28 protein-coding genes and 1 pseudogene are annotated in these 24,203 nt (G+C 48.8%); 9 read left to right on the plus strand and 20 right to left on the minus strand.

What is annotated here, in order from left to right; all coding sequences use genetic code 11:
• Nucleotides 1-68: 68 nt before the first annotated feature.
• From RAH45_RS06840 to RAH45_RS06850, 3 genes are all read right to left on the minus strand, one after another.
• Nucleotides 69-494, minus strand: a complete 426-nt coding sequence (locus tag RAH45_RS06840) for a hypothetical protein (RefSeq protein ID WP_306495047.1) — start codon at nucleotides 492-494, stop codon at nucleotides 69-71.
• Entirely contained in the window at nucleotides 495-1,394 is a 900-nt protein-coding gene (locus RAH45_RS06845) for a tetratricopeptide repeat protein (protein WP_306495048.1), read from the minus strand.
• Nucleotides 1,395-2,028: 634 nt separating this feature from the next.
• On the minus strand, nucleotides 2,029-2,886 hold the full coding sequence (locus RAH45_RS06850; RefSeq protein WP_306495049.1) for a hypothetical protein: 858 nt from the start codon (nucleotides 2,884-2,886) through the stop codon (nucleotides 2,029-2,031).
• Nucleotides 2,887-3,160: 274 nt separating this feature from the next.
• Between RAH45_RS06850 and RAH45_RS06855 the strand changes: the two genes are divergently transcribed.
• The 3 genes from RAH45_RS06855 to RAH45_RS06865 all read left to right on the plus strand — a co-directional run bounded on the left by RAH45_RS06855 (nucleotide 3,161) and on the right by RAH45_RS06865 (nucleotide 4,752).
• Nucleotides 3,161-3,712: a hypothetical protein gene (locus RAH45_RS06855; RefSeq protein WP_306495050.1), complete on the plus strand. Its 552-nt coding sequence runs from the start codon at nucleotides 3,161-3,163 to the stop codon at nucleotides 3,710-3,712.
• Between the two features lie 190 nt (nucleotides 3,713-3,902).
• Nucleotides 3,903-4,253, plus strand: coding sequence for an IS630 transposase-related protein (locus tag RAH45_RS06860; RefSeq protein WP_201541006.1), 351 nt, complete (start codon nucleotides 3,903-3,905; stop codon nucleotides 4,251-4,253).
• Nucleotides 4,228-4,752 carry an IS630 family transposase gene (locus RAH45_RS06865; protein ID WP_306495924.1) on the plus strand — a complete coding sequence of 175 codons (525 nt, stop codon included), beginning with the start codon at nucleotides 4,228-4,230 and terminating at the stop codon, nucleotides 4,750-4,752. Before RAH45_RS06860 ends, RAH45_RS06865 begins: the two co-directional genes overlap by 26 nt.
• A gap of 71 nt (nucleotides 4,753-4,823) precedes the next feature.
• Here RAH45_RS06865 and RAH45_RS06870 read toward each other — a convergent pair whose 3' ends face one another.
• Entirely contained in the window at nucleotides 4,824-5,108 is a 285-nt protein-coding gene (locus tag RAH45_RS06870) for a barstar family protein (RefSeq protein WP_306495051.1), read from the minus strand.
• Between the two features lie 411 nt (nucleotides 5,109-5,519).
• Between RAH45_RS06870 and RAH45_RS06875 the strand changes: the two genes are divergently transcribed.
• From RAH45_RS06875 to RAH45_RS06890, 4 genes are all read left to right on the plus strand, one after another.
• Nucleotides 5,520-5,972 (plus strand): hypothetical protein, encoded by a 453-nt coding sequence (locus tag RAH45_RS06875; RefSeq protein WP_306495052.1) that lies wholly within the window; start codon nucleotides 5,520-5,522, stop codon nucleotides 5,970-5,972.
• Between the two features lie 122 nt (nucleotides 5,973-6,094).
• Entirely contained in the window at nucleotides 6,095-6,568 is a 474-nt protein-coding gene (locus RAH45_RS06880; RefSeq protein WP_306495053.1) for a hypothetical protein, read from the plus strand.
• Nucleotides 6,569-6,627: 59 nt separating this feature from the next.
• Nucleotides 6,628-8,175, plus strand: a complete 1,548-nt coding sequence (locus RAH45_RS06885; protein WP_306495054.1) for a hemagglutinin repeat-containing protein — start codon at nucleotides 6,628-6,630, stop codon at nucleotides 8,173-8,175.
• Nucleotides 8,172-8,561 (plus strand): 3'-5' exonuclease, encoded by a 390-nt coding sequence (locus tag RAH45_RS06890; RefSeq protein ID WP_306495055.1) that lies wholly within the window; start codon nucleotides 8,172-8,174, stop codon nucleotides 8,559-8,561. Before RAH45_RS06885 ends, RAH45_RS06890 begins: the two co-directional genes overlap by 4 nt.
• A 4-nt stretch (nucleotides 8,562-8,565) precedes the next feature.
• Here the strand turns inward: RAH45_RS06890 and RAH45_RS06895 are convergent, their stop codons facing one another.
• From RAH45_RS06895 to RAH45_RS06980, 16 genes and pseudogenes are all read right to left on the minus strand, one after another.
• Nucleotides 8,566-9,474: an SdiA-regulated domain-containing protein gene (locus RAH45_RS06895; protein WP_306495056.1), complete on the minus strand. Its 909-nt coding sequence runs from the start codon at nucleotides 9,472-9,474 to the stop codon at nucleotides 8,566-8,568.
• A 99-nt stretch (nucleotides 9,475-9,573) separates the two neighbouring features.
• The gene (locus RAH45_RS06900; protein WP_199699786.1) at nucleotides 9,574-9,927 is read right to left on the minus strand and encodes a TraR/DksA family transcriptional regulator; all 354 of its coding nucleotides are present in this window, start codon (nucleotides 9,925-9,927) and stop codon (nucleotides 9,574-9,576) included.
• 5 nt (nucleotides 9,928-9,932) lie between these two features.
• A complete protein-coding gene (locus tag RAH45_RS06905; RefSeq protein WP_119673427.1) occupies nucleotides 9,933-10,784 on the minus strand; it encodes a universal stress protein in 852 nt (283 codons plus the stop codon).
• Between the two features lie 14 nt (nucleotides 10,785-10,798).
• The gene (locus RAH45_RS06910; RefSeq protein ID WP_119673428.1) at nucleotides 10,799-12,286 is read right to left on the minus strand and encodes a SulP family inorganic anion transporter; all 1,488 of its coding nucleotides are present in this window, start codon (nucleotides 12,284-12,286) and stop codon (nucleotides 10,799-10,801) included.
• A gap of 568 nt (nucleotides 12,287-12,854) precedes the next feature.
• A complete protein-coding gene (locus RAH45_RS06920; protein WP_001389365.1) occupies nucleotides 12,855-13,619 on the minus strand; it encodes an IS6-like element IS6100 family transposase in 765 nt (254 codons plus the stop codon).
• Between the two features lie 506 nt (nucleotides 13,620-14,125).
• Entirely contained in the window at nucleotides 14,126-14,626 is a 501-nt protein-coding gene (locus RAH45_RS06930; RefSeq protein WP_000376623.1) for a GNAT family N-acetyltransferase, read from the minus strand.
• A 127-nt stretch (nucleotides 14,627-14,753) separates the two neighbouring features.
• Nucleotides 14,754-15,593, minus strand: coding sequence for a sulfonamide-resistant dihydropteroate synthase Sul1 (gene sul1 / locus RAH45_RS06935; protein ID WP_000259031.1), 840 nt, complete (start codon nucleotides 15,591-15,593; stop codon nucleotides 14,754-14,756).
• On the minus strand, nucleotides 15,587-15,934 hold the full coding sequence (locus RAH45_RS06940) for a quaternary ammonium compound efflux SMR transporter QacE delta 1 (protein ID WP_000679427.1): 348 nt from the start codon (nucleotides 15,932-15,934) through the stop codon (nucleotides 15,587-15,589). The genes sul1 and RAH45_RS06940 overlap by 7 nt, the downstream gene beginning before the upstream one ends.
• Nucleotides 15,935-16,050: 116 nt before the next feature.
• Nucleotides 16,051-16,889 (minus strand): annotated as a pseudogene (gene aadA1 / locus RAH45_RS06945) (ANT(3'')-Ia family aminoglycoside nucleotidyltransferase AadA1).
• Between the two features lie 117 nt (nucleotides 16,890-17,006).
• Nucleotides 17,007-17,873, minus strand: a complete 867-nt coding sequence (locus RAH45_RS06950) for a PSE family carbenicillin-hydrolyzing class A beta-lactamase CARB-12 (protein WP_063857839.1) — start codon at nucleotides 17,871-17,873, stop codon at nucleotides 17,007-17,009.
• 191 nt (nucleotides 17,874-18,064) lie between these two features.
• Nucleotides 18,065-18,397, minus strand: coding sequence for a quaternary ammonium compound efflux SMR transporter QacK (qacK, locus tag RAH45_RS06955; protein ID WP_052484405.1), 333 nt, complete (start codon nucleotides 18,395-18,397; stop codon nucleotides 18,065-18,067).
• A 191-nt stretch (nucleotides 18,398-18,588) separates the two neighbouring features.
• Complete coding sequence (gene dfrA1 / locus RAH45_RS06960) at nucleotides 18,589-19,062, minus strand: trimethoprim-resistant dihydrofolate reductase DfrA1 (protein ID WP_000777555.1); 474 nt, start codon at nucleotides 19,060-19,062, stop codon at nucleotides 18,589-18,591.
• 314 nt (nucleotides 19,063-19,376) lie between these two features.
• Nucleotides 19,377-20,168 carry an ANT(3'')-Ia family aminoglycoside nucleotidyltransferase AadA1 gene (gene aadA1, locus RAH45_RS06965; RefSeq protein ID WP_001206316.1) on the minus strand — a complete coding sequence of 264 codons (792 nt, stop codon included), beginning with the start codon at nucleotides 20,166-20,168 and terminating at the stop codon, nucleotides 19,377-19,379.
• Nucleotides 20,169-20,225: 57 nt separating this feature from the next.
• Nucleotides 20,226-20,858 carry a type B-3 chloramphenicol O-acetyltransferase CatB8 gene (locus RAH45_RS06970; RefSeq protein WP_002075262.1) on the minus strand — a complete coding sequence of 211 codons (633 nt, stop codon included), beginning with the start codon at nucleotides 20,856-20,858 and terminating at the stop codon, nucleotides 20,226-20,228.
• A gap of 92 nt (nucleotides 20,859-20,950) precedes the next feature.
• Nucleotides 20,951-21,538 carry an AAC(6')-Ib family aminoglycoside 6'-N-acetyltransferase gene (gene aac(6')-Ib / locus RAH45_RS06975; protein ID WP_033917551.1) on the minus strand — a complete coding sequence of 196 codons (588 nt, stop codon included), beginning with the start codon at nucleotides 21,536-21,538 and terminating at the stop codon, nucleotides 20,951-20,953.
• 105 nt (nucleotides 21,539-21,643) lie between these two features.
• On the minus strand, nucleotides 21,644-22,096 hold the full coding sequence (locus RAH45_RS06980) for an NAD(+)--rifampin ADP-ribosyltransferase Arr-3 (protein WP_001749986.1): 453 nt from the start codon (nucleotides 22,094-22,096) through the stop codon (nucleotides 21,644-21,646).
• Between the two features lie 172 nt (nucleotides 22,097-22,268).
• Here RAH45_RS06980 and intI1 point away from each other — a divergent pair, with 172 nt between their 5' ends.
• Nucleotides 22,269-23,282 carry a class 1 integron integrase IntI1 gene (intI1, locus tag RAH45_RS06985; RefSeq protein WP_002075255.1) on the plus strand — a complete coding sequence of 338 codons (1,014 nt, stop codon included), beginning with the start codon at nucleotides 22,269-22,271 and terminating at the stop codon, nucleotides 23,280-23,282.
• 360 nt (nucleotides 23,283-23,642) lie between these two features.
• A complete protein-coding gene (locus tag RAH45_RS06990; protein WP_003090771.1) occupies nucleotides 23,643-24,203 on the plus strand; it encodes a recombinase family protein in 561 nt (186 codons plus the stop codon).

Below are 24,203 nucleotides of genomic sequence, written 5' to 3' on the forward strand. Positions count from 1 at the left end.
TAGCAATAAAAAAGGCATTACGTGAATGGACCACGAATACCTTTTTACTATGCTTAGTGTAGAGGTATTCAGCACGGGAAGTCTACATTGCCATTTTTTATAAAGAAATCTATACGCTCTTTGCAATCTTGGAAATGCTGCTCTGCTGAAATTGCATCATAATCCTTAATATGCAAATACATTTTATAATCTGAAATCTTACGAAGCTTATGGTATTTTTTCAAGATCTTACCTACGTATTTTAGGTTTGTAATTTCTGACCTAATCAGGCTTTCGTATATTTTCTCATGAGACCCATAACCCTTGTCATCCAAACATTCGGAATATAAAGTTAACTTATATTTGGCGTTACCTTTGAAAAGCTCACGCGCATATAAAAAAGACGCATAATATCCCCTACTTATTAAAAGCCGATTATGCGCCTCTTTGGGGCTAAATCTGTTCTGTTCTATCTCATATTTCTGGGTGTATATATCTTCAATCGTGACCGGCATCTATAGCACCATATCTTCATTTTCTTCTAAGCAGGTGTCGACGCAAGGAGGATTACTCTCCTCTTGCTCCATATCTGCACTTTTATAATACACAAGAAACTTACTTAGGATATCGTCACGACCTGTTTTTACCGCATAATCTACCAATGTACGCTCAAACTGGTTAGTCAATGACACAGCTTCTTTCAAAGAGGTATTTACAAGTACATCCACTGTCACATACTGCTCATCTTCCTCTACATAGCATCGAAGATTACATGTACCGTACAGGTGTTTCTTATGGAAACTATATAAGAGATCAAAGAAGCTCGAATAAGCAGCTTTGTCTATACCAATAGAAGCTAAGTCATCTATCATACCAGCCCAATACTCAGTGTTCAGATAGACGGTTTCCAACTCTTGCTTGGTTTCTTTTGATAGCACGTCTTTATAACGTATTAGCTCATAATATTTTTTAAAACTTGTAAATTCTAGATTTCTTAAACTACAAACATACAAACCAAAAAGGAGACTGTAGTTTTTACCACCGCTTTCAAAATGATCTTCTGTGAGCTTTTGAGCATCATCAAAACGGCAGACGCCAACCAAGACATTATTATACTCAGCAAGGTAAGTAGGGTTATTCGGTTTAAGATTAATCGCCTTCGAATACAGCGCTTCCGCCTCACGCATTTTGCCTTTAGCAGTTGCTATAATAGCTAAAGCGCTATAATAGACAATATAATCATTAGCAGTAAAATCGGCGCTTTTCATATTCTTGACTTGTTTCTCGAAACGCGTCAGGGAGATATCCTTTGAATCAACTAATCCAGAATCAAGGTTTGCAAGATACTTATCAATCACTTGATATTTAATGTCATTAATTGCCTGTATTTTAGACTGAGCATTAATTGTTGACATAACTCACCTTATTTTTTTATGTGTGATTTTTCTAGTAGCTAAAGTGCAAAAATGCCCACTAAGGGCAGTTATCTATATATTGACCAGCAAATAATAGCACCTACAATCATACTATTCAATTTATAACGCACTTATTTTTGCTCTTGTCAACCCTATATTTTTGAAAGAGTTCATGTAAATAACGTTTTATCGCCTACACTTTCACCCAATCAACTACAAATAACAGCTAAATATATAGTCCATAAAAGCACATAGGGTTTTCAATAAACTGGTATAAAATCTGCTGAATAATAATAAGGAGCAACAGATGTCTCAGTTTAAATACCATTTATTAATCGCCGCTGCCCTAATGATTGTCTTTACCACTGCCACTATGATCATCATCATTTAGGCTAGCACTCTTGTCCTTGAGTAATTACCTACCATACTATTGTGTGATACTAAATCCTTTGCTATTTTATATTAAAGAGATGGCGAAGAGTTTTTTTATGAGCAATGAAAACTGAAAAGGCCAAATTGAACTGATTTACCATAATCACCGTTATAGGAATAAAGCTCAACTTGCCTGATAAGCGAAGTTTAAGAGGTCAACTAGAATAGCCCTACAGGGGTATTAACCAAGCTAGGAATGCCGCTAAAAGTCTTCAGCATATTGTAAAAAGTCGAATTCTCCAGCCTGTCTTGACAGTAAATGAGCGGCATAATGATCAATTGCTTCTGCTGATTTCATTAGCTTTTGGATACTATAGATATCCTGATCTTGTATCAAATACATGTCTTTTTGGATATGGTTAGTGACAGAAAATATCTGGAAATTCTTCTCTTGCTCTAGACCATTAAATCTAGTGTCAAGTAAGGCGTGTAGCTGAAAGTGCGTATCATGTTTTTCATCGCCTTCATACCCATATTCCACCAAAAAAGGTTGATCAAACTTTTCCTCTAAAAAAGCTACCTTTTTATGAGCTTCTTTGTCTTTTTTTCTAAGATTTCGACAGACCGACCCTATAGGCGGATTGTTACTCGATGGCAAGCCGCTTGGAGCTAATGGTCCATAAACAGTATCATCAGGGATATACCAACCAGCACTGTGCCACAGCCAAGACTGAATAATCTCTATTGGAAAGTTAAACTCATTTTCCTGAGCATCATCAGCAATATAAGGCGTATACCGCAGATAAATAATAATGCCATTTATATTGATACCAAACGCCGTAATATCAGATAATATTTCTGGTATATCTGATCTTTTAATAGCATAGAAAAATTCTTCTGTAACCTCAGATAAGACCTTGTAAGTCTCAGGTTGAGTGTTTTTAAAAGGTTCAAAAAAATACTCATGAAAGCTCATATCTCTAGGTTTAGCATTCTTAAAGTTGATCGAATTAAACTCAATCCTTGTTTGATCTCTATTTTTAATATATACATCTTCAATGGTTACTTGATTTAAGTCGTAATAAATCTCATCAAAACTATCTAAAACATGGTTATTCATTTTATTTGCCTTATTAAGCTTTCACAGCTGGGCTAGTTTTTTATTGTAGAATCTAAGCTTATTGCATCAGTTAAGTGATACTACCTCATTAAATGGGTTCGGTTCCCTAGTGAGGACTTGAATATGCGGCTGTAGGCTAATAATATCAAGGGTTTTGGTTACTTTGTTCATTGTAGTGTACTTCACAGTGTACATATTGAGATGCTTAATGTGATTTGATCATCTCACTCTAGAGTAGGTAATTGATTAACCAAAATAGCGAAAGGCTTAAAATATGAAAAAATTTATACCTCATTTAAATGCTGATATTATCCCATTAAAAAGTGCCGCAGGCATTGATATTGGATTAAGCTTTGATGAGTTTCTTAAACATACACCACATAAGCTGGTTGATAATGAGGAATATAACAAGCTATCAAATACTCAAGGCTTATGGTATGTCATACATCACAAAGGTACTAATAGCTTAGGAAAAGAGTTTGATGCTTATGCCTGTCGCTGGAATAATGATGTTGTTTTACAGTTTGATGGAAAACCTACAAAAATTCTTTACGGAATCATAGTTTCAGACAATTATAAAGGTTCGCTATTTAATGAATTGAGAATTAATGACAGATTAGACAAATTATCTAGTCAGTACGATTTAGAATTTTATGCGGATGGTCATTTTTTAATAGATAAAGAAGATGCAGATATTTATGTACCAATTGAAATTGGTACAGATTATTTAGCCAGCTATGAAGATGTGCCTAATCAAATTATTCGATTATTTTATGTGATAATGCATTTTGAAGAACAGATAAAGCATGGTATTACTTGGGATTAATTACACACCTTAATCGGACGGGCAATTTCAATGCCTAAAACTTTCTGACGATTGAACTGATTTTGTAATAACTATAGTTCGGTGCGCTATACAGGCATCGAACTATGAGTTGTATGCCTAATATCTATATAGTGCATTAAGTATAAAAATGTTATAAGATAAAACATCTCAACAGATATACTCAATTATCATGACTTACTCACTAGATTATCGCAAACAAGTTCTTAAAAGCTTAGCAGATGGCATGACCTTTGCCGAGGCAGCCTCTTTTTATGACATTAGTCCAACCACTATTCAAAAGTGGAAGAAACGGCTGCATAGTAAGAGCACTCGCAATGTTACGCCATCAAAAATACCGGATGATGCACTACGCAAAGACGTTGAGCGTTACCCTGATGACTATCACTATGAGAGAGCAAGACGGTTCAACTGTACTGCCCCAGCCATTTGTGAGGCTTTAAAACGCCTAGGCATCAGTCAAAAAAAAGACCTTAGAGCATCCAAAAGCATGTCCAATAAAAAGAGCGGCGTATCAGAGTAAGCTTGATAACTTTAAACAGCAAGGTTATCCCATTGTGTATATGGACGAAAGCGGTTTTGAAAGCCAGACCATTCGTCCTCATGGTTATGCACCGATAGGCAAACCCTGTATCGACAGCTACAACTGGCAAGGTAAAAAGCGAACCAACGTCATTGGGGCTCTATATGAAAAGATGCTATTTGCACTGGATTACTTTGAACACAACATTAACAGCGGCATATTCTACGATTGGTGCAAACACACCCTAATCCCAAGCCTTAAAACCAAATGCGTGATTGTCATGGATAACGCTCGGTTTCATAAAAGTAGACGTATCCAAAAATTACTGAACAGGCATGGTCATCGTATCCTATGGCTGCCGCCGTACAGCCCAGACTTGAACCCTATTGAGAAAAAATGGGCTCAAGTGAAGTTTCTACGCCAAGGGTGGATGGAAAATGACTTATCCAAATTATTTTATGATGTTTGTCCTAGATATAACACTTTTGTTTTGAACTGACTATAGTGTTTTATTAACAACTTTGATTTTTCACTACCTTATTTCTGATTGTTGTAAGATAGCTAGCAGAACTACATTAAGGTATAAGTAAATTTTTCTTCCAAGTTGAATTGCTCGTCCTGGTTTTTAACTTTTTCGAGAATAAAAACTATCTCTTCAAAGCAACTCAGCTTTTCTTTTGACATAGTTGAATTGAACCATATTAAATTAATGGGTCTCTCTACACCCCCGCTTAATAGATCCCATAATGCATCAAGATTCTTACCATAGTAGAGCTCCACATCAAATTGCCGCGCAATTTCATTATGAAACTCTAACTCAGTCAATATTTTATCGCCGTGAATTTCAATATTCATAATTATTTCCAATATACTTTACTCAGTAGAGCAGTATTATTAAAAAGCTCTCGGCATCTATTATAAGAGTTTTTTTAATTAGAATATAAGAATGTCTAGGCGGTCTATTTCAGGTAAGCGTTAATCAGACAGGAAAAACTAATAAGCAAATTGCTAGAGACTCGCAAAATATTGTGGGCTCTCTTGACCTAGAAGATACCATTATATGCTCTGGAAACTGCACTTCGAAAATTCCAGTAATTCAGTCCCCTGAAGAATTCTTTCAACGTGAAGGAATTAGAGACGAGCCCAATCTATCAAAGGATGGAAAGCCTTACTACCCTTCAGGTTCGATTAGTGTTTACCCTGATGGTCAGATAGTGATTATTCCACCCTATAAAAATATTAAGATACTAAAGTAAGGAATTGCAAATGTTTAAAGTTGCAAATAATAAAATAGATATTTCTCACGTTAGGAAACGTTCATTAGGTTTCGGAAGAAATGATCTAGGTGAAAATTCATGTAGTTTCATTTGGAAAGAAAGTATCGAAGATTTTTTAGCAAAAACGGAAAGTATAATTAATGATTTTATTATGGAGTGTCACATAGATGATAAGAATCAAGAAGAACCTGATATTTTATTTCTTTATGAATTAAATTACCCTTTCATAAGAGATCTACTGAAAAATCAACCTAGTTATTTTTTAGAACTAGTAAGTGAGTACGCAAGCTTACTGGTATTAAATCCTTTTTTTGATACTCCATATATTGGAAAAAAAGACGACATAAAGTTTAGATTTATCATCAACCAAATAGATAAGGTTTACTTTGATGATGATACGATTGTTTTTGAAGGAAAAGGCTGGTTTTCTAATCGTGATTAGCTCATCGTATGTTGATATAAGAGATGAACAACTGAGAGCTCCAAACATAACCTAAACGCCTGCCAGATGAAAAGAGCAGGCCTAGCCTTCGCTTGCTAATGACATCATAAAGGTAAAGTAAAATGACCGAATTTAAAATGGACAAAGAAGAAATAAAGCAAGCTGCTATCGAGTTTAAAAAGGCGCTTATTAATTGGAAATCAAGAGAGAAAATTGAAAAAGTCGCTAAAATACATCGTCCAGAATGGACAGAAGACGATATTAAAAAATCGATTGAATTTAATACAAGAATGATCAAACCGGTCATAGAAGCTTTTGAACCCATTTATCGTTTAGCCATACGTGGCGATATTGATGAACCTTTTATGCTTTCAAGCTATATGACAAGTAAAGTTGGTCGAGTTTTGGGTGATGAATTATCATGGCCAGAAGTACAAGACCCATATTACCGTATAATAGATAGTTTAAAGGGGGGTCTAAATACATCGGAAATGTGGGAAACACCTTTTTATAAAAATCAAAAGCTACCCGAGCATTACGACCAAGCAGTTAAGGAAATCGTAGCAGAGGGTTGGACTCATAATTCCACGCTATAACTCTTAAGAGAGCGACGGCTGGGCTTATAATATCCAGCAATCTCTACACCCGCCAAGCAGTGGGTCAGATTGATGGCACGGGCAACTTAATCGCTGCCGATCGTATTGACCTGCAGCTGTCAGGCAACTTAAACAACCAAGGCAATATCGTCAGTCATCAACAGGTTAAAATCAGTGCCAACAACCTCACCAATGACAATGGCGGTCTTATCAAAGGCAACTATGTTCAAATCAGCACTCAAAACGATTTGAATAACTTAAGCAGCACCATAAGCGCCAACAGTGCCATGCAGCTTAACGTTGGCGGCAACTTTAATAATCAAAGCCTCACCTATAGCACCGAAGCGGTTAAAGGGGCTAGCAATGGCTCGCGTACTGGCATTGCTAAGATTGCCAGTATTTATGTTGGCGATGGCTTAAAGGGTCAATCAGATACTGACGGCAACGCATTGACGAATTTCGTCGCCAATGTCGGCGGTAATACCACCTTTAGTGCAGGTCGCCTTAACAACCAAGGCGGCAGCAGTATTATTGACAGCAAAGGGGACGTCAATCTTAATGCCGTCAATGTAGGCTATCAAAGCAATAGTATTGGGGACGCCAACAACTACTATAAGCAAAGCGAAACCCGCGATATCGGCAGTACACTTACCGGCAATAGCGACATCCTCATCAACGCCGGTCAAAACGTCACTGGCACGGCGGCCCAAATCAACAGTGACTCAGGCGCGGTTGGTATTATTGCTGGCAACAATATCACCTTTAATGAAGGTCGCCACACTCAAAACCTAAGCACGGCTAGCAACACCGTAGACAAAGGGGTCTTTAGTAAAAAGACATCCCAAAATAGCTTTGAGCGTCAAAGCGATAACGCCATTACCAGCAACATAGAAGACAATACCGTTGCCATCCAAGCGGGTAACAATATCAGCTTCACGGGTACGAACGCCATTAGTGATCGCGGCACCAGCCTCACCGCAGGCGGTAACATCGACATCCTAGCCGCGCAAAACACCTCTAGCGAAAGCACCTATAGCCAAACTAAAAAGTCAGGACTGTTTGGGACTGACGGCGGCATAGGCTTTACCCTCGGTAAAAAGCAAAGCGATGACAGCAATACCAGTACCGCACTCACCCATACGGCAAGCAACATCGGTGCCATCGATGGCAACGTCATCATCACCGCAGGCGGCACTTATCAGCAGACTGGCAGTAATATTATCGCCGGAATGGGAGAGGACAGCAGCTTAGACATTAACGACCCCAATCGCGGCAACACCGTCATCCGAGCCAAGCAAATCAACCTCGACAGCGCCCTTGATATCACCACCAACCAAAGCCAAAGCACATCTAAACAAAGCGGCCTTAGCGTCTCAGTTTCAAACAGCCTTGTTGACAGTGTCAAGAGTATTGACGCGCTTGTGGATGCGGCTGGCAACACGGACAGCGTCCGCATGAAAGGCATGGCGGCGGTCAGTGGTATATCCCAAGGGAACCGCTTAATTAGGGTCATTAATCAATTAATAGACCACTTAAAACAGACTGGTATAATGGAACTGCTTAAAACAGACTATTACGCTCCTCGAATTTACCAAGGCTTATTATGACCACCTATATACTCGACACCGAAACTACAGGTCTTATCGAACCGCACATGACTGAAGCAGCCTACTCTATTATTGATATTAGCGATAGTAAAGTAACGGTGTTGCAAGCGCCAAGAGCGAAACGCTTTAACCCTCTCAAAGAAATTAGCTTAGGATCTATGGCGATATCACATATCTGTGATGAGGATGTGGCGAATGAACCACCGCACACAGATTTTAGGCTGCCTAGCAGTGTTGAATACTTGATTGGTCATAATATCGATTTTGATATGGCCGTTCTTAAAAACGCTGGTATTACTCATGTACCTGGGGAGCCCGCAGAATTCGGAAAAAATCGTACGCTAACAGTGCAAGCGTCCCGACCACGCCCGACTGTAGCTTGTTGACCGGTTAATCTGTCTCGCGGCTAAAGCGATAGAACAGGTTCGGCTCGCTGACCACGTACAAATACCCTTCATCGTCGATGGTTACGCCTTCGGCCTGGGGTATGCCCTTCAGCAAACCAGCAAACCCTCTCGCCAGGGAGCGGAAACTCACCACTTTGCCCTCGTCGGTCATTTCAATCAGCAGTTTCGACTCGTCACTGAGCAGAATCAGATGGCCACTCTGTTGGTCGAAGACGACCGAAGATAAGTCAGTCGCAAACACCTTGTCCTTTACCAAGCTGGACAGGTCGCGGACGTGCAGGGAAAAACCTCCTGCCAGGCTGGCACGAAGGCCGCCCACTTCCAGCAATTGGCGGGGGTCACGCTCCTTGGTCACAAACAGGCGGTCGCCTTTCAGGTCGTAGGCGAGCCCTTCAAGGCCTTTGTTGTCCTCCTTGCCAAGCGCCAGGGTCAGAGCTGGATACTGGTCTCGGCTCAATGGTCGATCAGGAGAAAGTTTACCGTCTTCAGCGATGGGGACATCCACGACAACCAGGCTCTGCCGGCGCTCTTCGGCGATTACCAGCTGGCCGTTGCCGGCATAGGACACCGCCTCCACATCGTGGAAGCCATCCAGGCTGTAACGTCTTTCCACATCACCGTCACGACTGAGGGCCAATAGTTCGTTTGGGCCGTTGGTGACCGCCCACAGCAGGTTTAGGTCAGGGTCGAAGGTCAGGCCCGAAAGATTGTTGTCCACACCTGGAACCGGCTTAGCATCCAGCTCAACCCGATAGTCAGGCAGCCACACAGAGCGCTCCTGCCAATCATCGGTGTGCCAGTGGGTCTTGATCCAGAAGTACAAACGATCATCAAGGTGATGGGTGCGGACTTGGAATACGGCGAGCAGGGCAAGGCACAACAGCACCCACATCCAAGCACTTGCTTTCCGTGTTCGGCCCAGCCAGTGTTTAGCCATCGAATACATCAGAGACCTCGTTAATTGGGAGATGCAGCGCGCCGCGCGGTGGTTTCAACCCGACTCGACGCGGCTGGCACAGGTGATGCACAGTGGCGTGGCCGGATCGAATTCCAAGCGGCCTGAGGCGATCAACTCGCCGCATTGGTTACACCAGCCATACTCACCCTCGTGCCAACGCTTGAGGGCCAGCTGGAGGCGGACGCGTTCATGCTGCGCCCGACTGCGGATGGCATCGTTCATTGCTTGCTGCTGGAGTGCATCCATCCTCGACAAACGCCCTACCTTGCCTTGATCCAGCTCTACCGATTGCGAGCGAGACTCAGCGTCTTCCAGCAATCGATCCAGCTCGGCAGCCCGCTGTTCCAGCAGGGTCTTGAAATGGGCAAGATCGAGGGCGTCGTCCATGGCCATTAGCGCAGCAGTAACAGCGGACTGGTGGTGGTGCGGAGCATGCTGGTCGTGGTGCTTCCGACCAGGAACTGCCGGATACGGGAATGGCCATAGGCCCCCATCACCAGCAGATCAATGCCATGCTCTTTCTGATAGGCGTGCAGGGTAGGCTCTATCTCACCGCTCAGGGTCTCGGCACGAACAGTGAACCCGGCGTTGAGCAGCACTTTTTGCGCCCAGTCCAGCTGCGCCGACGACTCGTCGTTCACGGGCCCGACCATGACCAGGTGGATCGGTAGTCCCTTCAGCAGGGGGCTGGCTGCCAGCATCTCCACACCCTTGCGGGTAGTAGCACTGCCATCGAAGGCCAGCATTGCGCTCTGGGGCTTCTGAAAGCTGGTCGGGGTGACCAGGATCGGCCGGTGCATGACACGAATCACGCTTTCCAGCTGGCTTCCGACATGCTGACTCAGGCCTCCACTAGACTCGCCCTGGCGACCGATGACCAGTAGGCGCGTTTCGCTTTCCAGCTCTTGCAGGCTCTCCAGCAGATCGCCATGACGTTGCTTGGACTCCGGTGCGGCCACACCATCCTTCATGGCCCGCTCTTTCGCGGCCGCTAACATGATCCGCCCCTGCTCCAGGGCCAACTTGCCGCGCTGTTCATCCAGGGAAGCAAGCTCATCGAGTAGGTGCTCGCGGCTGCCAAGGCCGATATTGCCACTCAGATCCGGTGCAACCGGGTACTGGCGCTGATCCAGCACATGCAGGAAGGTCAACGGGGCTTCCAGGCTCAGACTGGCCCAGGCCGCATAGTCGCACACGGCTGGGGCCGAGGCGGAACCGTCGATACAGGCGATTATGTGGTTCATTGTTGTTCTCCTTCTCAGTGGCCCATGAGTTGATCAATGGCGTCGGGTTTATCGTGAACGCCGAAGCGATCCACGATAGTGGCGCTTGCTTCGTTGAGGCCCAGCACTTCGACTTCGGTGCCTTCGCGGCGGAACTTGATGACCACTTTGTCCAAAGCGGCAACGGCGGTGATATCCCAGAAGTGGGCGCGATTCAGGTCGATGGTTACCTTGTTCAGGGCTTCTTTGAAGTCGAAGGCCGCGACGAACTTGTCTGCTGAGCTGAAGAACACCTGGCCGGTGACGTTATAGCTACGATGCTCGCCGGCTTCGTCCAGCGAAGAGCTGATCGCCATGTAATGGCCAACCTTGTTGGCGAAGAACATCGCGGCCAGCAGCACGCCGGCCAGCACGCCGAAGGCCAGGTTATGGGTGGCGACCACGACCACCACGGTGACGACCATGACAATGTTGGTCGACAGCGGATGCTTCTTCAGGTTGCGCAGCGAATCCCAACTGAAGGTGCCGATGGACACCATGATCATCACTGCCACCAGCGCCGCCATCGGGATCTGCTTCAACCAGTCGCCGAGGAACACCACCATCAGCAGCAGGAATACGCCTGCGGCAAGGGACGACAGGCGCGAACGACCACCGGATTTCACGTTGATGATCGACTGACCAATCATCGCGCAGCCGGCCATACCGCCGAGCAGACCCGAAGCAATGTTGGCCACGCCCTGGCCCTTGCACTCGCGGTTCTTGTCGCTGGGGGTGTCGGTCAGGTCGTCAACAATGGTCGCGGTCATCATCGACTCCAGCAGACCGACCACGGCCAGTGCTGCCGAGTAAGGGAAGATGATGGCCAACGTCTCGAACGTCAGCGGCACGTCAGGCCAGAGGAAGATTGGCAGCGTATCGGGCAGTTGGCCCATATCGCCGACCGTGCGGATATCTAGCCCAACCGACATGGCGACGGCGGTCAGCACGATGATGCACACCAGCGGCGATGGGATGAGCTTGCCGATCTTGGGGACGTAGGGGAACAGATAGATGATGCCGAGGCCTGCGGCTGTCATGGCGTAGACGTGCCAGGTGACGTTGGTTAACTCGGGTAGCTGAGCCATGAAGATCAGGATCGCCAGGGCATTGACGAAGCCGGTCACCACCGAGCGCGAGACGAAGCGCATCAGTGAGCCGAGCTTCAGGTACCCAGCAGCGATCTGTAAAACACCACATAGCAGCGTGGCGGCCAGCAGGTATTCGAGACCATGATTCTTGACCAGGGTCACCATCAGCAGTGCCATGGCCCCGGTTGCGGCCGAGATCATTCCGGGTCGGCCACCGACAAAGGCGATCACCACGGCGATACAGAAAGAGGCGTACAGGCCGACCTTGGGGTCAACCCCGGCAATGATCGAGAAAGCGATGGCTTCAGGGATGAGGGCCAGTGCGACCACAATACCGGCGAGGATGTCGCCACGGATGTTGGATAACCAGGTTTGTTTTAACGAGTGGAGCATCAGAATTCCCAAGGCAATGGATCACGCAGCGCAGCATGGCGCAGGCCATGTGCAACTGGTCGATATGAGGTCAAATTGTCGGATGTAGGGGGGCTGTGGCGGGTGTTGAAACCGAAAGCACAGCAGAGCGCGACCGCTGGCAGAGCAAGCAGTCACAGATGATGCGGGGGCGAAGCGCTATGGCGGCGTAGGCAGCCAGATCATGTTTTGCAGGGTAAGCATGAGGTCTTATCGAGTGTCTTTGGTAACTCAATGGCCGCGACAGTCTACAGGAAGAGGGTAATTACTGCGAGTCAACCCTGAGTAGGGCGTCCTGCTTGGATGTCAGCCTGAGCTATACCCTAACTGGATGTCAGGCAAGGTGTCATTTTCAGAAGACGACTGCACCAGTTGATTGGGCGTAATGGCTGTTGTGCAGCCAGCTCCTGACAGTTCAATATCAGAAGTGATCTGCACCAATCTCGACTATGCTCAATACTCGTGTGCACCAAAGCGAGGTGAGCATGGCGACGGAGGCTCTGTTGCAAAGATTGGCGGCAGTCAGAGGTAGGCTGTCGCTCTGCGCCGATCAGGCGGCTGCTGCGAAATGGTGGTTGAGCATGCCCATGGCCTCCGTCAGCGCCGAGGGCCCAATGCCAAAAGCTCTCTCCACAAGGCGCACCTCGCCCCTGATGCCGGGCTGCAGGCACCAGGGGCGAGCCTGTCCTTTGCGCAGGGCTCGCATGACTTCGAATCCCTTGATCGTGGCATAGGCCGTGGGGATCGATTTGAAACCGCGCACCGGCTTGATCAGTATCTTGAGCTTTCCGTGATCGGCCTCGATCACGTTATTGAGATACTTCACCTGCCGGTGGGCCGTCTCCCGGTCCAGCTTTCCTTCGCGCTTCAATTCGGTGATCGCTGCACCATAGCTCGGCGCTTTGTCGGTATTGAGCGTGGCAGGCTTTTCCCAGTGCTTCAGGCCTCGCAGGGCCTTGCCCAGGAACCGCTTCGCTGCCTTGGCGCTGCGGGTCGGCGACAGGTAGAAATCGATCGTGTCGCCCCGCTTGTCGACTGCCCGGTACAGGTAGGTCCACTTGCCCCGCACCTTGACGTAGGTTTCATCCAGGCGCCAGCTCGGATCAAAGCCACGCCGCCAGAACCAGCGCAGCCGCTTCTCCATCTCCGGGGCGTAGCACTGGACCCAGCGATAGATCGTCGTATGGTCGACCGAAATGCCGCGTTCCGCCAGCATTTCCTCAAGGTCGCGATAGCTGATCGGATAGCGACAATACCAGCGCACCGCCCACAGGATCACATCACCCTGGAAATGGCGCCACTTGAAATCCGTCATCGTTCCGTCCGTCCAATCTCCGCCAAGCATGCTCAAGCTTCACGATTTTTGCAACAGAGCCCACACGAGTATTGAGCATAGTCGAGATTGGTGCAGATCACTTCTGATATTGAACTGTCAGGAGCTGGCTGCACAACAGCCATTACGCCCAATCAACTGGTGCAGTCGTCTTCTGAAAATGACATTTGGTATCTCTCATAAACGGATGTTTTTGAGAGAACTATCTTCGGCCTTCACACGCACGAAAGGCGGCGAAGCTCCGCCGTTAATCCGTCCGCCGGAGATCTCGCCCAGGCAGGCTGAAGGCCGAGCAAGCCTGACAGGCCCGAAAAGCCCGGCACGGGCGTCGGCGGCGATGACGGCGGCGGCATTATCCAGGGTTGATGATGGAAGTGGAGGATATCGACAACCTCTCGCGCAACCAAGACATCGCGGTCGGACTGCAAGTGATCTTGAAGCCACGGGCCCGTCCCACCCCGACATGGACCTCGATGCCCGAACGGACGTTAGATTTCGAGTTCTAGGCGTTCTGCGATGAAGGTTGGATCCCAGCCGGGATTGAAAGTGTCGACGTGGGTGAATCCGAGCCGCTCGTATAGGCCACGCAGGTTCGGGTGGCAGTCGAGCCGCAGCTTGGCGCACCCCTGCGTTCGCGCGGCATGGCGGCAAGCCTCGATCAGCGCGGAGCTGACACCCCGGCCCGCATGTGTCCGTCGCACCGCGAGCTTGTGCAGATATGCGGCCTCCCCCTTGAGGGCGTCGGGCCAGAACTCGGGATCCTCGGCCGACAAGGTGCAACAGCCGACGATGCCGTCGCTGCAACTCGCGACTAGGAGCTCGGATCTCAGGACGAAGGTCTCCGCGAATGTCCGGTCGATCCGCGCGACGTCCCAGGCGGGCGTTCCCTTGGCGGACATCCACGCCGCAGCGTCGTGCATCAGCCGCACAACCTCGTCGATATCACCCGAGCAGGCGACCCGAACGTTCGGAGGCTCCTCGCTGTCCATTCGCTCCCCTGGCGCGGTATGAACCGCCGCCTCATAGTGCAGTTTGATCCTGACGAGCCCAGCATGTCTGCGCCCACCTTCGCGGAACCTGACCAGGGTCCGCTAGCGGGCGGCCGGAAGGTGAATGCTAGGCATGATCTAACCCTCGGTCTCTGGCGTCGCGACTGCGAAATTTCGCGAGGGTTTCCGAGAAGGTGATTGCGCTTCGCAGATCTCCAGGCGCGTGGGTGCGGACGTAGTCAGCGCCATTGCCGATCGCGTGAAGTTCCGCCGCAAGGCTCGCTGGACCCAGATCCTTTACAGGAAGGCCAACGGTGGCGCCCAAGAAGGATTTCCGCGACACCGAGACCAATAGCGGAAGCCCCAACGCCGACTTCAGCTTTTGAAGGTTCGACAGCACGTGCAGCGATGTTTCCGGTGCGGGGCTCAAGAAAAATCCCATCCCCGGATCGAGGATGAGCCGGTCGGCAGCGACCCCGCTCCGTCGCAAGGCGGAAACCCGCGCCTCGAAGAACCGCACAATCTCGTCGAGCGCGTCTTCGGGTCGAAGGTGACCGGTGCGGGTGGCGATGCCATCCCGCTGCGCTGAGTGCATAACCACCAGCCTGCAGTCCGCCTCAGCAATATCGGGATAGAGCGCAGGGTCAGGAAATCCTTGGATATCGTTCAGGTAGCCCACGCCGCGCTTGAGCGCATAGCGCTGGGTTTCCGGTTGGAAGCTGTCGATTGAAACACGGTGCATCTGATCGGACAGGGCGTCTAAGAGCGGCGCAATACGTCTGATCTCATCGGCCGGCGATACAGGCCTCGCGTCCGGATGGCTGGCGGCCGGTCCGACATCCACGACGTCTGATCCGACTCGCAGCATTTCGATCGCCGCGGTGACAGCGCCGGCGGGGTCTAGCCGCCGGCTCTCATCGAAGAAGGAGTCCTCGGTGAGATTCAGAATGCCGAACACCGTCACCATGGCGTCGGCCTCCGCAGCGACTTCCACGATGGGGATCGGGCGAGCAAAAAGGCAGCAATTATGAGCCCCATACCTACAAAGCCCCACGCATCAAGCTTTTGCCCATGAAGCAACCAGGCAATGGCTGTAATTATGACGACGCCGAGTCCCGACCAGACTGCATAAGCAACACCGACAGGGATGGATTTCAGAACCAGAGAAAGAAAATAAAATGCGATGCCATAACCGATTATGACAACGGCGGAAGGGGCAAGCTTAGTAAAGCCCTCGCTAGATTTTAATGCGGATGTTGCGATTACTTCGCCAACTATTGCGATAACAAGAAAAAGCCAGCCTTTCATGATATATCTCCCAATTTGTGTAGGGCTTATTATGCACGCTTAAAAATAATAAAAGCAGACTTGACCTGATAGTTTGGCTGTGAGCAATTATGTGCTTAGTGCATCTAACGCTTGAGTTAAGCCGCGCCGCGAAGCGGCGTCGGCTTGAACGAATTGTTAGACATTATTTGCCGACTACCTTGGTGATCTCGCCTTTCACGTAGTGAACAAATTCTTCCAACTGATCTGCGCGGGAGGCCAAGCGATCTTCTTCTTGTCCAAGATAAGCCTGTCTAGCTTCAAGTATGACGGGCTGATACTGGGCCGGCAGGCGCTCCATTGCCCAGTCGGCAGCGACATCCTTCGGCGCGATTTTGCCGGTTACTGCGCTGTACCAAATGCGGGACAACGTAAGCACTACATTTCGCTCATCGCCAGCCCAGTCGGGCGGCGAGTTCCATAGCGTTAAGGTTTCATTTAGCGCCTCAAATAGATCCTGTTCAGGAACCGGATCAAAGAGTTCCTCCGCCGCTGGACCTACCAAGGCAACGCTATGTTCTCTTGCTTTTGTCAGCAAGATAGCCAGATCAATGTCGATCGTGGCTGGCTCGAAGATACCTGCAAGAATGTCATTGCGCTGCCATTCTCCAAATTGCAGTTCGCGCTTAGCTGGATAACGCCACGGAATGATGTCGTCGTGCACAACAATGGTGACTTCTACAGCGCGGAGAATCTCGCTCTCTCCAGGGGAAGCCGAAGTTTCCAAAAGGTCGTTGATCAAAGCTCGCCGCGTTGTTTCATCAAGCCTTACGGTCACCGTAACCAGCAAATCAATATCACTGTGTGGCTTCAGGCCGCCATCCACTGCGGAGCCGTACAAATGTACGGCCAGCAACGTCGGTTCGAGATGGCGCTCGATGACGCCAACTACCTCTGATAGTTGAGTCGATACTTCGGCGATCACCGCTTCCCTCATGATGTTTAACGCCGCCATAAGTTGCGGCTTTGTAGTTGATTGTTTTGTGGTAGCGTAGCGTTAAGCCACAAAACAAGCGACGGAAAAGCCGTCAACTTGATGGCCTTGTTAGCCTTATCAGCGCGACTGTGATGTATAAACGTCAAAAATTGAACGACCAATTTTAACAATCGCATCATTTCGCTCTGCCATTGAAGCCTGTGTTTGAGCTAGATAGATGCTCACAATAATTGGGGCTTGATGCTCACTCCACACAACTGCTGTAATACTCCGAGCACCAAATCCGCCAGCACCTGAACGATCCGCAATGTTCCATCCCGCCGGCAATACTGAACGTAGTAAATTACCAGTGACTTGATTGTTCACCATCCAAGACTCTAATTTTTTTTTGTTCATTTCAGATAGCGCTGAACCAAATAAAAATTTATTCAAAGTACTGGCTATTGCCTTAGGAGTTGTCGTATCCCTCAAATCACCGAGCTTACCTTCATTTAAATCAGGCTCAATACGGTCTAGACGAGTCTCTTTGTCCCCAATTTGTCTTAAAAAATCAGTAACGCCTTTGGAGCCACCTACAGCACTTAGGATGATATTTGCCGCAGTATTATCACTTGTAGTCATAGTTGCGAAGCACGCATCATCGAGTGTGATTGCCTGCCCTACTTGCTTTTCTATTACAGGGGAATAGGTCACAAGATCTGCTTTCTTAATCTCGACTGTACTATTGGGATTAACTTTTCCTTGCTCAGCATCATATAGTAATTTAGCGCAAGCTATTGTTTTAAAAGTACTTGTCAACGGGAAGCGCTGATTGCCATTGTAATCCCAGTATTCTCCATTTTGAGTATCAAGAACGGAAACACCTATACGAGCAGAAAGAGAAACTTCAATTGCCTTAACGTCTTGTTCAACTTGCCGAAACTTTGAACTACTTGCAAAAACCACGGATGGTATTAAAAGCGAAAATACCAATAAAAACTTCATGTAAGTAACCCCATAATTTTGATTGTCACACATTTTATATAAAAGCATGAGGCTCCATAATATGGCTAACGCCCGGCACAGCGGCAGCCGTAACGGAGCGGTTTTGTGTTAATGTTTGAGCGCAGCGAGTAACACAAAACCGCGTAGTGTAGGCTGACCGCCTGCTGCCGATTGTTAGATGCCAGTGCCACTTAATGAACGCTTGCTTTAGAAAGCAAATTTAAAACCAATACACCGCAAACTATTAAACTAATACCCACGAAACCCCATGCATCAATTTTTTGCCCGTAAAGCCCCCATGCAACAGCAGTGACTAATACTACGCCAAGGCCAGACCAAACTGCATAGGCCACCCCTATAGGAATAGACTTCAAGACCAATGAAAGGAAATAAAATGCAATTCCATAGCCAACAATTACGATGAAAGATGGTACGAGCTTCGTAAAACCTTCACTGGACTTTAATGCAGATGTTGCAACTACCTCTCCAAGAATTGCAACAGTAAGAAATAACCAGCTTTTCATGATCCGCCTCCAATATGATTCGAAGGGATTATGTGTTCTTTTCTCTTAAAGTTGTAGTCTTGAAGAAAAAAATTATTCGTGCGCAACTTTCCGGTTAATTACATCTAACGCCTGGCACAGCGGATCGCAAACCTGGCGCGGCTTTTGGTACAAAAGGCGTGACAGGTTTGCGAATCCGTTGCTGCCACTTGTTAACCCTTTTGCCAGATTTGGTAACTATAATTTATGTTAGAGGCGAAGTCTTGGGTAAAAACTGGCCTAAAATTGCTGGGGATTTCAGGAAAGTAAACATCACCTTCCGGCTCGATGTCTATTGTAGATATATGTAGTGTATCTACTTGATCGATCAGGCTTTTGTATATCTCCCCACCACCTGAAACAATGACATGATCCGTTATTTTCTTTAGGTTGGTTAAAGCATCTTTAATTGATGGAAAGATCACTACGTTCTCATTGTCAGATGTAAAACTTGAACGTGTTACGACCGCATACTTTCGGTTGGGTAATGCTCCCATTGATTCAAAAGTCTTGCGTCCAACCAACAGCCATTGGTTATAGGTAATAGCTTTAAACAGGAGCTGTTCACCTTTGGCACTCCATGGAATATCAGGGCCATTCCCGATAACTCCATTCTTCGATATAGCTACCATTAGTGATAGTTTCACAATTCTTCCTCAGAGGTTAACATTTTATTCATAGGCATGCTCATTTTGTCTTTGGGCATCCCTACTCTATTTATTATTTAAGTGCCTGATTCTACCTTACTTTTTCCATTGCCGCAATCAATTCAAATCTGGCAAAACGAGCATGCTCATTTTGCCAGTTTTGGCTGCCTGTTAATTGCGCTCAAACATCCCCAACCAATTGTTTTATATGGATTTTTTATTTCCTATAAAAACAATTCGAGCATGGTTTAAAGTAAAAACGTGCATTATCGTAAGAATAGTCTAAATTATACTGTATAAAGTTACATTAGACATTATTTGCCGACTACCTTGGTGATCTCGCCTTTCACGTAGTGAACAAATTCTTCCAACTGATCTGCGCGGGAGGCCAAGCGATCTTCTTCTTGTCCAAGATAAGCCTGTCTAGCTTCAAGTATGACGGGCTGATACTGGGCCGGCAGGCGCTCCATTGCCCAGTCGGCAGCGACATCCTTCGGCGCGATTTTGCCGGTTACTGCGCTGTACCAAATGCGGGACAACGTAAGCACTACATTTCGCTCATCGCCAGCCCAGTCGGGCGGCGAGTTCCATAGCGTTAAGGTTTCATTTAGCGCCTCAAATAGATCCTGTTCAGGAACCGGATCAAAGAGTTCCTCCGCCGCTGGACCTACCAAGGCAACGCTATGTTCTCTTGCTTTTGTCAGCAAGATAGCCAGATCAATGTCGATCGTGGCTGGCTCGAAGATACCTGCAAGAATGTCATTGCGCTGCCATTCTCCAAATTGCAGTTCGCGCTTAGCTGGATAACGCCACGGAATGATGTCGTCGTGCACAACAATGGTGACTTCTACAGCGCGGAGAATCTCGCTCTCTCCAGGGGAAGCCGAAGTTTCCAAAAGGTCGTTGATCAAAGCTCGCCGCGTTGTTTCATCAAGCCTTACGGTCACCGTAACCAGCAAATCAATATCACTGTGTGGCTTCAGGCCGCCATCCACTGCGGAGCCGTACAAATGTACGGCCAGCAACGTCGGTTCGAGATGGCGCTCGATGACGCCAACTACCTCTGATAGTTGAGTCGATACTTCGGCGATCACCGCTTCCCTCATGATGTTTAACGCCAGAATTAAGCCGTGCCGCGAAGCGGCGTCGGCTTGAATGAATTGTTAGACGGCAAACTCGCGCCAATACTTATGCAGACCAAAAATATTTGACGAGCACAGCAGAGGCATTGCTGTCTTAATTTTATCTAGTGGCCAGTTCCACCACTCCATCTCCATGAGCAATGAGATTTCCTCATCGGAGAAGCGCTTCTTAATTTGCTTTGCGGGATTTCCCCCGATGATGGCATAAGGCTCTACATCTTTTGTCACCAACGAGCGACTACCTATCACGGCACCGTCTCCAATTTTGATGCCAGGCATAATCATTGCCTCCGAGCCTATCCAGACATCATTGCCAATGACGGTATCACCTGCTCTTTGGAAGGCGTCGAGTGCTCTTGAGAAAGCAGGCTCCTCTTGCATATAGAAGAAGGGGAAGGATGATGCCCAGTCATGCCGATGCCCCTGATTGCCAGCCATGATGAAGGAAGCCCCGCTTCCTATAGAACAAAAGCTGCCAATGATCAATTTATCAACGTCATCACGATCTGGAAGCAAGTATCGCGCGCATTCATCAAATGAGTGCCCGTGATAGTAGCCAGAGTAATAGCTATACCGGCCTACTCTGATATTTGGATTTTTCACTTGCTCAGAAAGAAGTTCCCCTTTGAAAGGGCTGTTAAAGTAGTTTTTCATCAGAGTTCGTGGAACCTTTTCTTGCCGTCTAACGTTTGACATGAGGGGCGGCCAAGGGCGCCAGCCCTTGGACGTCCCCCTCGATGGAAGGGTTAGGCATCACTGCGTGTTCGCTCGAATGCCTGGCGTGTTTGAACCATGTACACGGCTGGACCATCTGGGGTGGTTACGGTACCTTGCCTCTCAAACCCCGCTTTCTCGTAGCATCGGATCGCTCGCAAGTTGCTCGGCGACGGGTCCGTTTGGATCTTGGTGACCTCGGGATCATTGAACAGCAACTCAACCAGTGCTCGAACCAGCTTGGTTCCCAAGCCTTTGCCCAGTTGTGATGCATTCGCCAGTGACTGGTCTATTCCGCGTACTCCTGGATCGGTTTCTTCTTCCCACCATCCGTCCCCGCTTCCAAGAGCAACGTACGACTGGGCATACCCAATCGGCTCTCCATTCAGCATTGCAATGTATGGAGTGACGGACTCTTGCGCTAAAACGCTTGGCAAGTACTGTTCCTGTACGTCAGCAAGTGTCGGGCGTGCTTCTTCTCCGCCCCACCACTCGACGATATGAGATCGATTTAGCCACTCATAGAGCATCGCAAGGTCATGCTCAGTCATGAGGCGCAGTGTGACGGAATCGTTGCTGTTGGTCACGATGCTGTACTTTGTGATGCCTAACGCCGCCATAAACGGCGACAGGGTGGCGCGCCTATTGCGCATAAAATGGCGAAGCCATGCGCAACAGGCGCGGAATCTCTGGCGTCCGGTTTGATGGCTTTGTTATGCAAAGGACTAGTCTTCAATGACGTGTAAACCACGGCGCTTTAAGTCCTCCAACGAATCCAACATTCCCCTTATTAATTCAACAGGATGCCCCTCCCAGTCTTCAACAACGCCAACAATTCTCAAGGGTTCGCAGGTTCTATAGGACTGTGTTGGATTACCGGGAAATCTTTTGTTCGTAAGATTCGGATCGTCTTCGAACGGTCCTGTTGGCTCAACTATGTATATGTAGCCGCGACCCTCGAGGCCAGACAGTGACATAGCAAGTTCAGCTCCCCAAACTGCTGGCTCCATCAAGGCTGAAAAGTAGATGTGCTTAAGAATACGACCGTCCTCGAAATGAGAGATGAACCCTGTGGTTAGCAAGTCACCAATCGCCAAATTGGCTTTGGTTCCATGATAGAACGGTCCTTGCACCTGCTTGTAATTATCATGAGAGATGGGAATCCAATCTTTTACCATTTTAAGACCCTTAATTGTTGGGATTTGGCTGCATAACTTTGTTTTAGGGCGACTGCCCTGCTGCGTAACATCGTTGCTGCTCCATAACATCAAACATCGACCCACGGCGTAACGCGCTTGCTGCTTGGATGCCCGAGGCATAGACTGTACAAAAAAACAGTCATAACAAGCCATGAAAACCGCCACTGCGCCGTTACCACCGCTGCGTTCGGTCAAGGTTCTGGACCAGTTGCGTGAGCGCATACGCTACTTGCATTACAGCTTACCAACCGAACAGGCTTATGTCAACTGGGTTCGTGCCTTCATCCGTTTCCACGGTGTGCGTCACCCGGCAACCTTGGGCAGCAGCGAAGTCGAGGCATTTCTGTCCTGGCTGGCGAACGAGCGCAAGGTTTCGGTCTCCACGCATCGTCAGGCATTGGCGGCCTTGCTGTTCTTCTACGGCAAGGTGCTGTGCACGGATCTGCCCTGGCTTCAGGAGATCGGAAGACCTCGGCCGTCGCGGCGCTTGCCGGTGGTGCTGACCCCGGATGAAGTGGTTCGCATCCTCGGTTTTCTGGAAGGCGAGCATCGTTTGTTCGCCCAGCTTCTGTATGGAACGGGCATGCGGATCAGTGAGGGTTTGCAACTGCGGGTCAAGGATCTGGATTTCGATCACGGCACGATCATCGTGCGGGAGGGCAAGGGCTCCAAGGATCGGGCCTTGATGTTACCCGAGAGCTTGGCACCCAGCCTGCGCGAGCAGCTGTCGCGTGCACGGGCATGGTGGCTGAAGGACCAGGCCGAGGGCCGCAGCGGCGTTGCGCTTCCCGACGCCCTTGAGCGGAAGTATCCGCGCGCCGGGCATTCCTGGCCGTGGTTCTGGGTTTTTGCGCAGCACACGCATTCGACCGATCCACGGAGCGGTGTCGTGCGTCGCCATCACATGTATGACCAGACCTTTCAGCGCGCCTTCAAACGTGCCGTAGAACAAGCAGGCATCACGAAGCCCGCCACACCGCACACCCTCCGCCACTCGTTCGCGACGGCCTTGCTCCGCAGCGGTTACGACATTCGAACCGTGCAGGATCTGCTCGGCCATTCCGACGTCTCTACGACGATGATTTACACGCATGTGCTGAAAGTTGGCGGTGCCGGAGTGCGCTCACCGCTTGATGCGCTGCCGCCCCTCACTAGTGAGAGGTAGGGCAGCGCAAGTCAATCCTGGCGGATTCACTACCCCTGCGCGAAGGCCATCGGTGCCGCATCGAACGGCCGGTTGCGGAAAGTCCTCCCTGCGTCCGCTGATGGCCGGCAGCAGCCCGTCGTTGCCTGATGGATCCAACCCCTCCGCTGCTATAGTGCAGTCGGCTTCTGACGTTCAGTGCAGCCGTCTTCTGAAAACGACACAAGGCGCATCACGCCGTCAGAATAGAGTCCGCTTTCACATTCTTTGACACATGCTTGCCAAGGTCATAGATTTCAGCCTGACAAATTCAAGGCTTCGGGCGCAATGGAACCAAAAACCAACGCAAGCCCTGCCGCCCATCCAGCCCATGGAGGCATCTTGCAGGGACAACGCATCGGTTACGTCCGGGTCAGCAGCTTCGACCAGAACCCGGAACGCCAACTTGAACAGGTCGAGGTCGGCAAGCTGTTCACCGACAAAGCCTCGGGCAAGGACACCCAGCGTCCCCAGCTGGAGGCCATGCTCGGTTTCGTTCGCGAAGGCGACACCGTGGTGGTGCACAGCATGGATCGCCTGGCACGAAACCTCGATGATTTGCGCCGCCTGGTGCAGAAGCTGACCCAGCGCGGTGTGCGCATCGAGTTCTTGAAGGAAGGCCTGGTGTTCACCGGCGAGGACTCGCCGATGGCCAACCTGATGCTGTCGGTCATGGGGGCCTTTGCCGAGTTTGAGCGCGCCCTGATTCGCGAGCGGCAGCGCGAGGGCATCGCCCTGGCCAAGCAGCGCGGTGCCTACCGGGGCCGCAAGAAAGCCCTCTCCGACGAGCAAGCCATCACGCTGCGGCAGCGGGCCGCTGCGGGCGAGCCGAAGGCGCAGCTCGCCCGCGAGTTCGGCATCAGCCGAGAAACCCTCTATCAGTACCTTCGCAAGGACGACTGA

Origin of the sequence: Psychrobacter sp. van23A, from assembly GCF_030845275.1 — a bacterium.
Classification (GTDB): domain Bacteria; phylum Pseudomonadota; class Gammaproteobacteria; order Pseudomonadales; family Moraxellaceae; genus Psychrobacter; species Psychrobacter faecalis.

Bases quoted from the DNA above. Each gene is read 5' to 3' on its own strand.
- RAH45_RS06890 (WP_306495055.1), top strand. From the start codon at position 8,172: ATGACCACCTATATACTCGACACCGAAACTACAGGTCTTATCGAACCG.
- RAH45_RS06930 (WP_000376623.1), bottom strand. From the start codon at position 14,626: ATGGACAGCGAGGAGCCTCCGAACGTTCGGGTCGCCTGCTCGGGTGAT.
- RAH45_RS06875 (WP_306495052.1), top strand. From the start codon at position 5,520: ATGTTTAAAGTTGCAAATAATAAAATAGATATTTCTCACGTTAGGAAA.
- RAH45_RS06840 (WP_306495047.1), bottom strand. From the start codon at position 494: ATGCCGGTCACGATTGAAGATATATACACCCAGAAATATGAGATAGAA.
- RAH45_RS06970 (WP_002075262.1), bottom strand. From the start codon at position 20,858: ATGAAAAACTACTTTAACAGCCCTTTCAAAGGGGAACTTCTTTCTGAG.
- RAH45_RS06900 (WP_199699786.1), bottom strand. From the start codon at position 9,927: ATGGACGACGCCCTCGATCTTGCCCATTTCAAGACCCTGCTGGAACAG.
- RAH45_RS06880 (WP_306495053.1), top strand. From the start codon at position 6,095: ATGACCGAATTTAAAATGGACAAAGAAGAAATAAAGCAAGCTGCTATC.
- RAH45_RS06905 (WP_119673427.1), bottom strand. From the start codon at position 10,784: ATGAACCACATAATCGCCTGTATCGACGGTTCCGCCTCGGCCCCAGCC.
- RAH45_RS06855 (WP_306495050.1), top strand. From the start codon at position 3,161: ATGAAAAAATTTATACCTCATTTAAATGCTGATATTATCCCATTAAAA.
- RAH45_RS06940 (WP_000679427.1), bottom strand. From the start codon at position 15,934: ATGAAAGGCTGGCTTTTTCTTGTTATCGCAATAGTTGGCGAAGTAATC.
- RAH45_RS06860 (WP_201541006.1), top strand. From the start codon at position 3,903: ATGACTTACTCACTAGATTATCGCAAACAAGTTCTTAAAAGCTTAGCA.
- aadA1 (WP_001206316.1), bottom strand. From the start codon at position 20,168: ATGAGGGAAGCGGTGATCGCCGAAGTATCGACTCAACTATCAGAGGTA.
- RAH45_RS06910 (WP_119673428.1), bottom strand. From the start codon at position 12,286: ATGCTCCACTCGTTAAAACAAACCTGGTTATCCAACATCCGTGGCGAC.
- RAH45_RS06980 (WP_001749986.1), bottom strand. From the start codon at position 22,096: ATGGTAAAAGATTGGATTCCCATCTCTCATGATAATTACAAGCAGGTG.
- intI1 (WP_002075255.1), top strand. From the start codon at position 22,269: ATGAAAACCGCCACTGCGCCGTTACCACCGCTGCGTTCGGTCAAGGTT.
- RAH45_RS06920 (WP_001389365.1), bottom strand. From the start codon at position 13,619: ATGACGGATTTCAAGTGGCGCCATTTCCAGGGTGATGTGATCCTGTGG.
- RAH45_RS06950 (WP_063857839.1), bottom strand. From the start codon at position 17,873: ATGAAGTTTTTATTGGTATTTTCGCTTTTAATACCATCCGTGGTTTTT.
- RAH45_RS06870 (WP_306495051.1), bottom strand. From the start codon at position 5,108: ATGAATATTGAAATTCACGGCGATAAAATATTGACTGAGTTAGAGTTT.
- RAH45_RS06845 (WP_306495048.1), bottom strand. From the start codon at position 1,394: ATGTCAACAATTAATGCTCAGTCTAAAATACAGGCAATTAATGACATT.
- RAH45_RS06850 (WP_306495049.1), bottom strand. From the start codon at position 2,886: ATGAATAACCATGTTTTAGATAGTTTTGATGAGATTTATTACGACTTA.
- sul1 (WP_000259031.1), bottom strand. From the start codon at position 15,593: ATGGTGACGGTGTTCGGCATTCTGAATCTCACCGAGGACTCCTTCTTC.
- qacK (WP_052484405.1), bottom strand. From the start codon at position 18,397: ATGAAAAGCTGGTTATTTCTTACTGTTGCAATTCTTGGAGAGGTAGTT.
- RAH45_RS06895 (WP_306495056.1), bottom strand. From the start codon at position 9,474: ATGTGGGTGCTGTTGTGCCTTGCCCTGCTCGCCGTATTCCAAGTCCGC.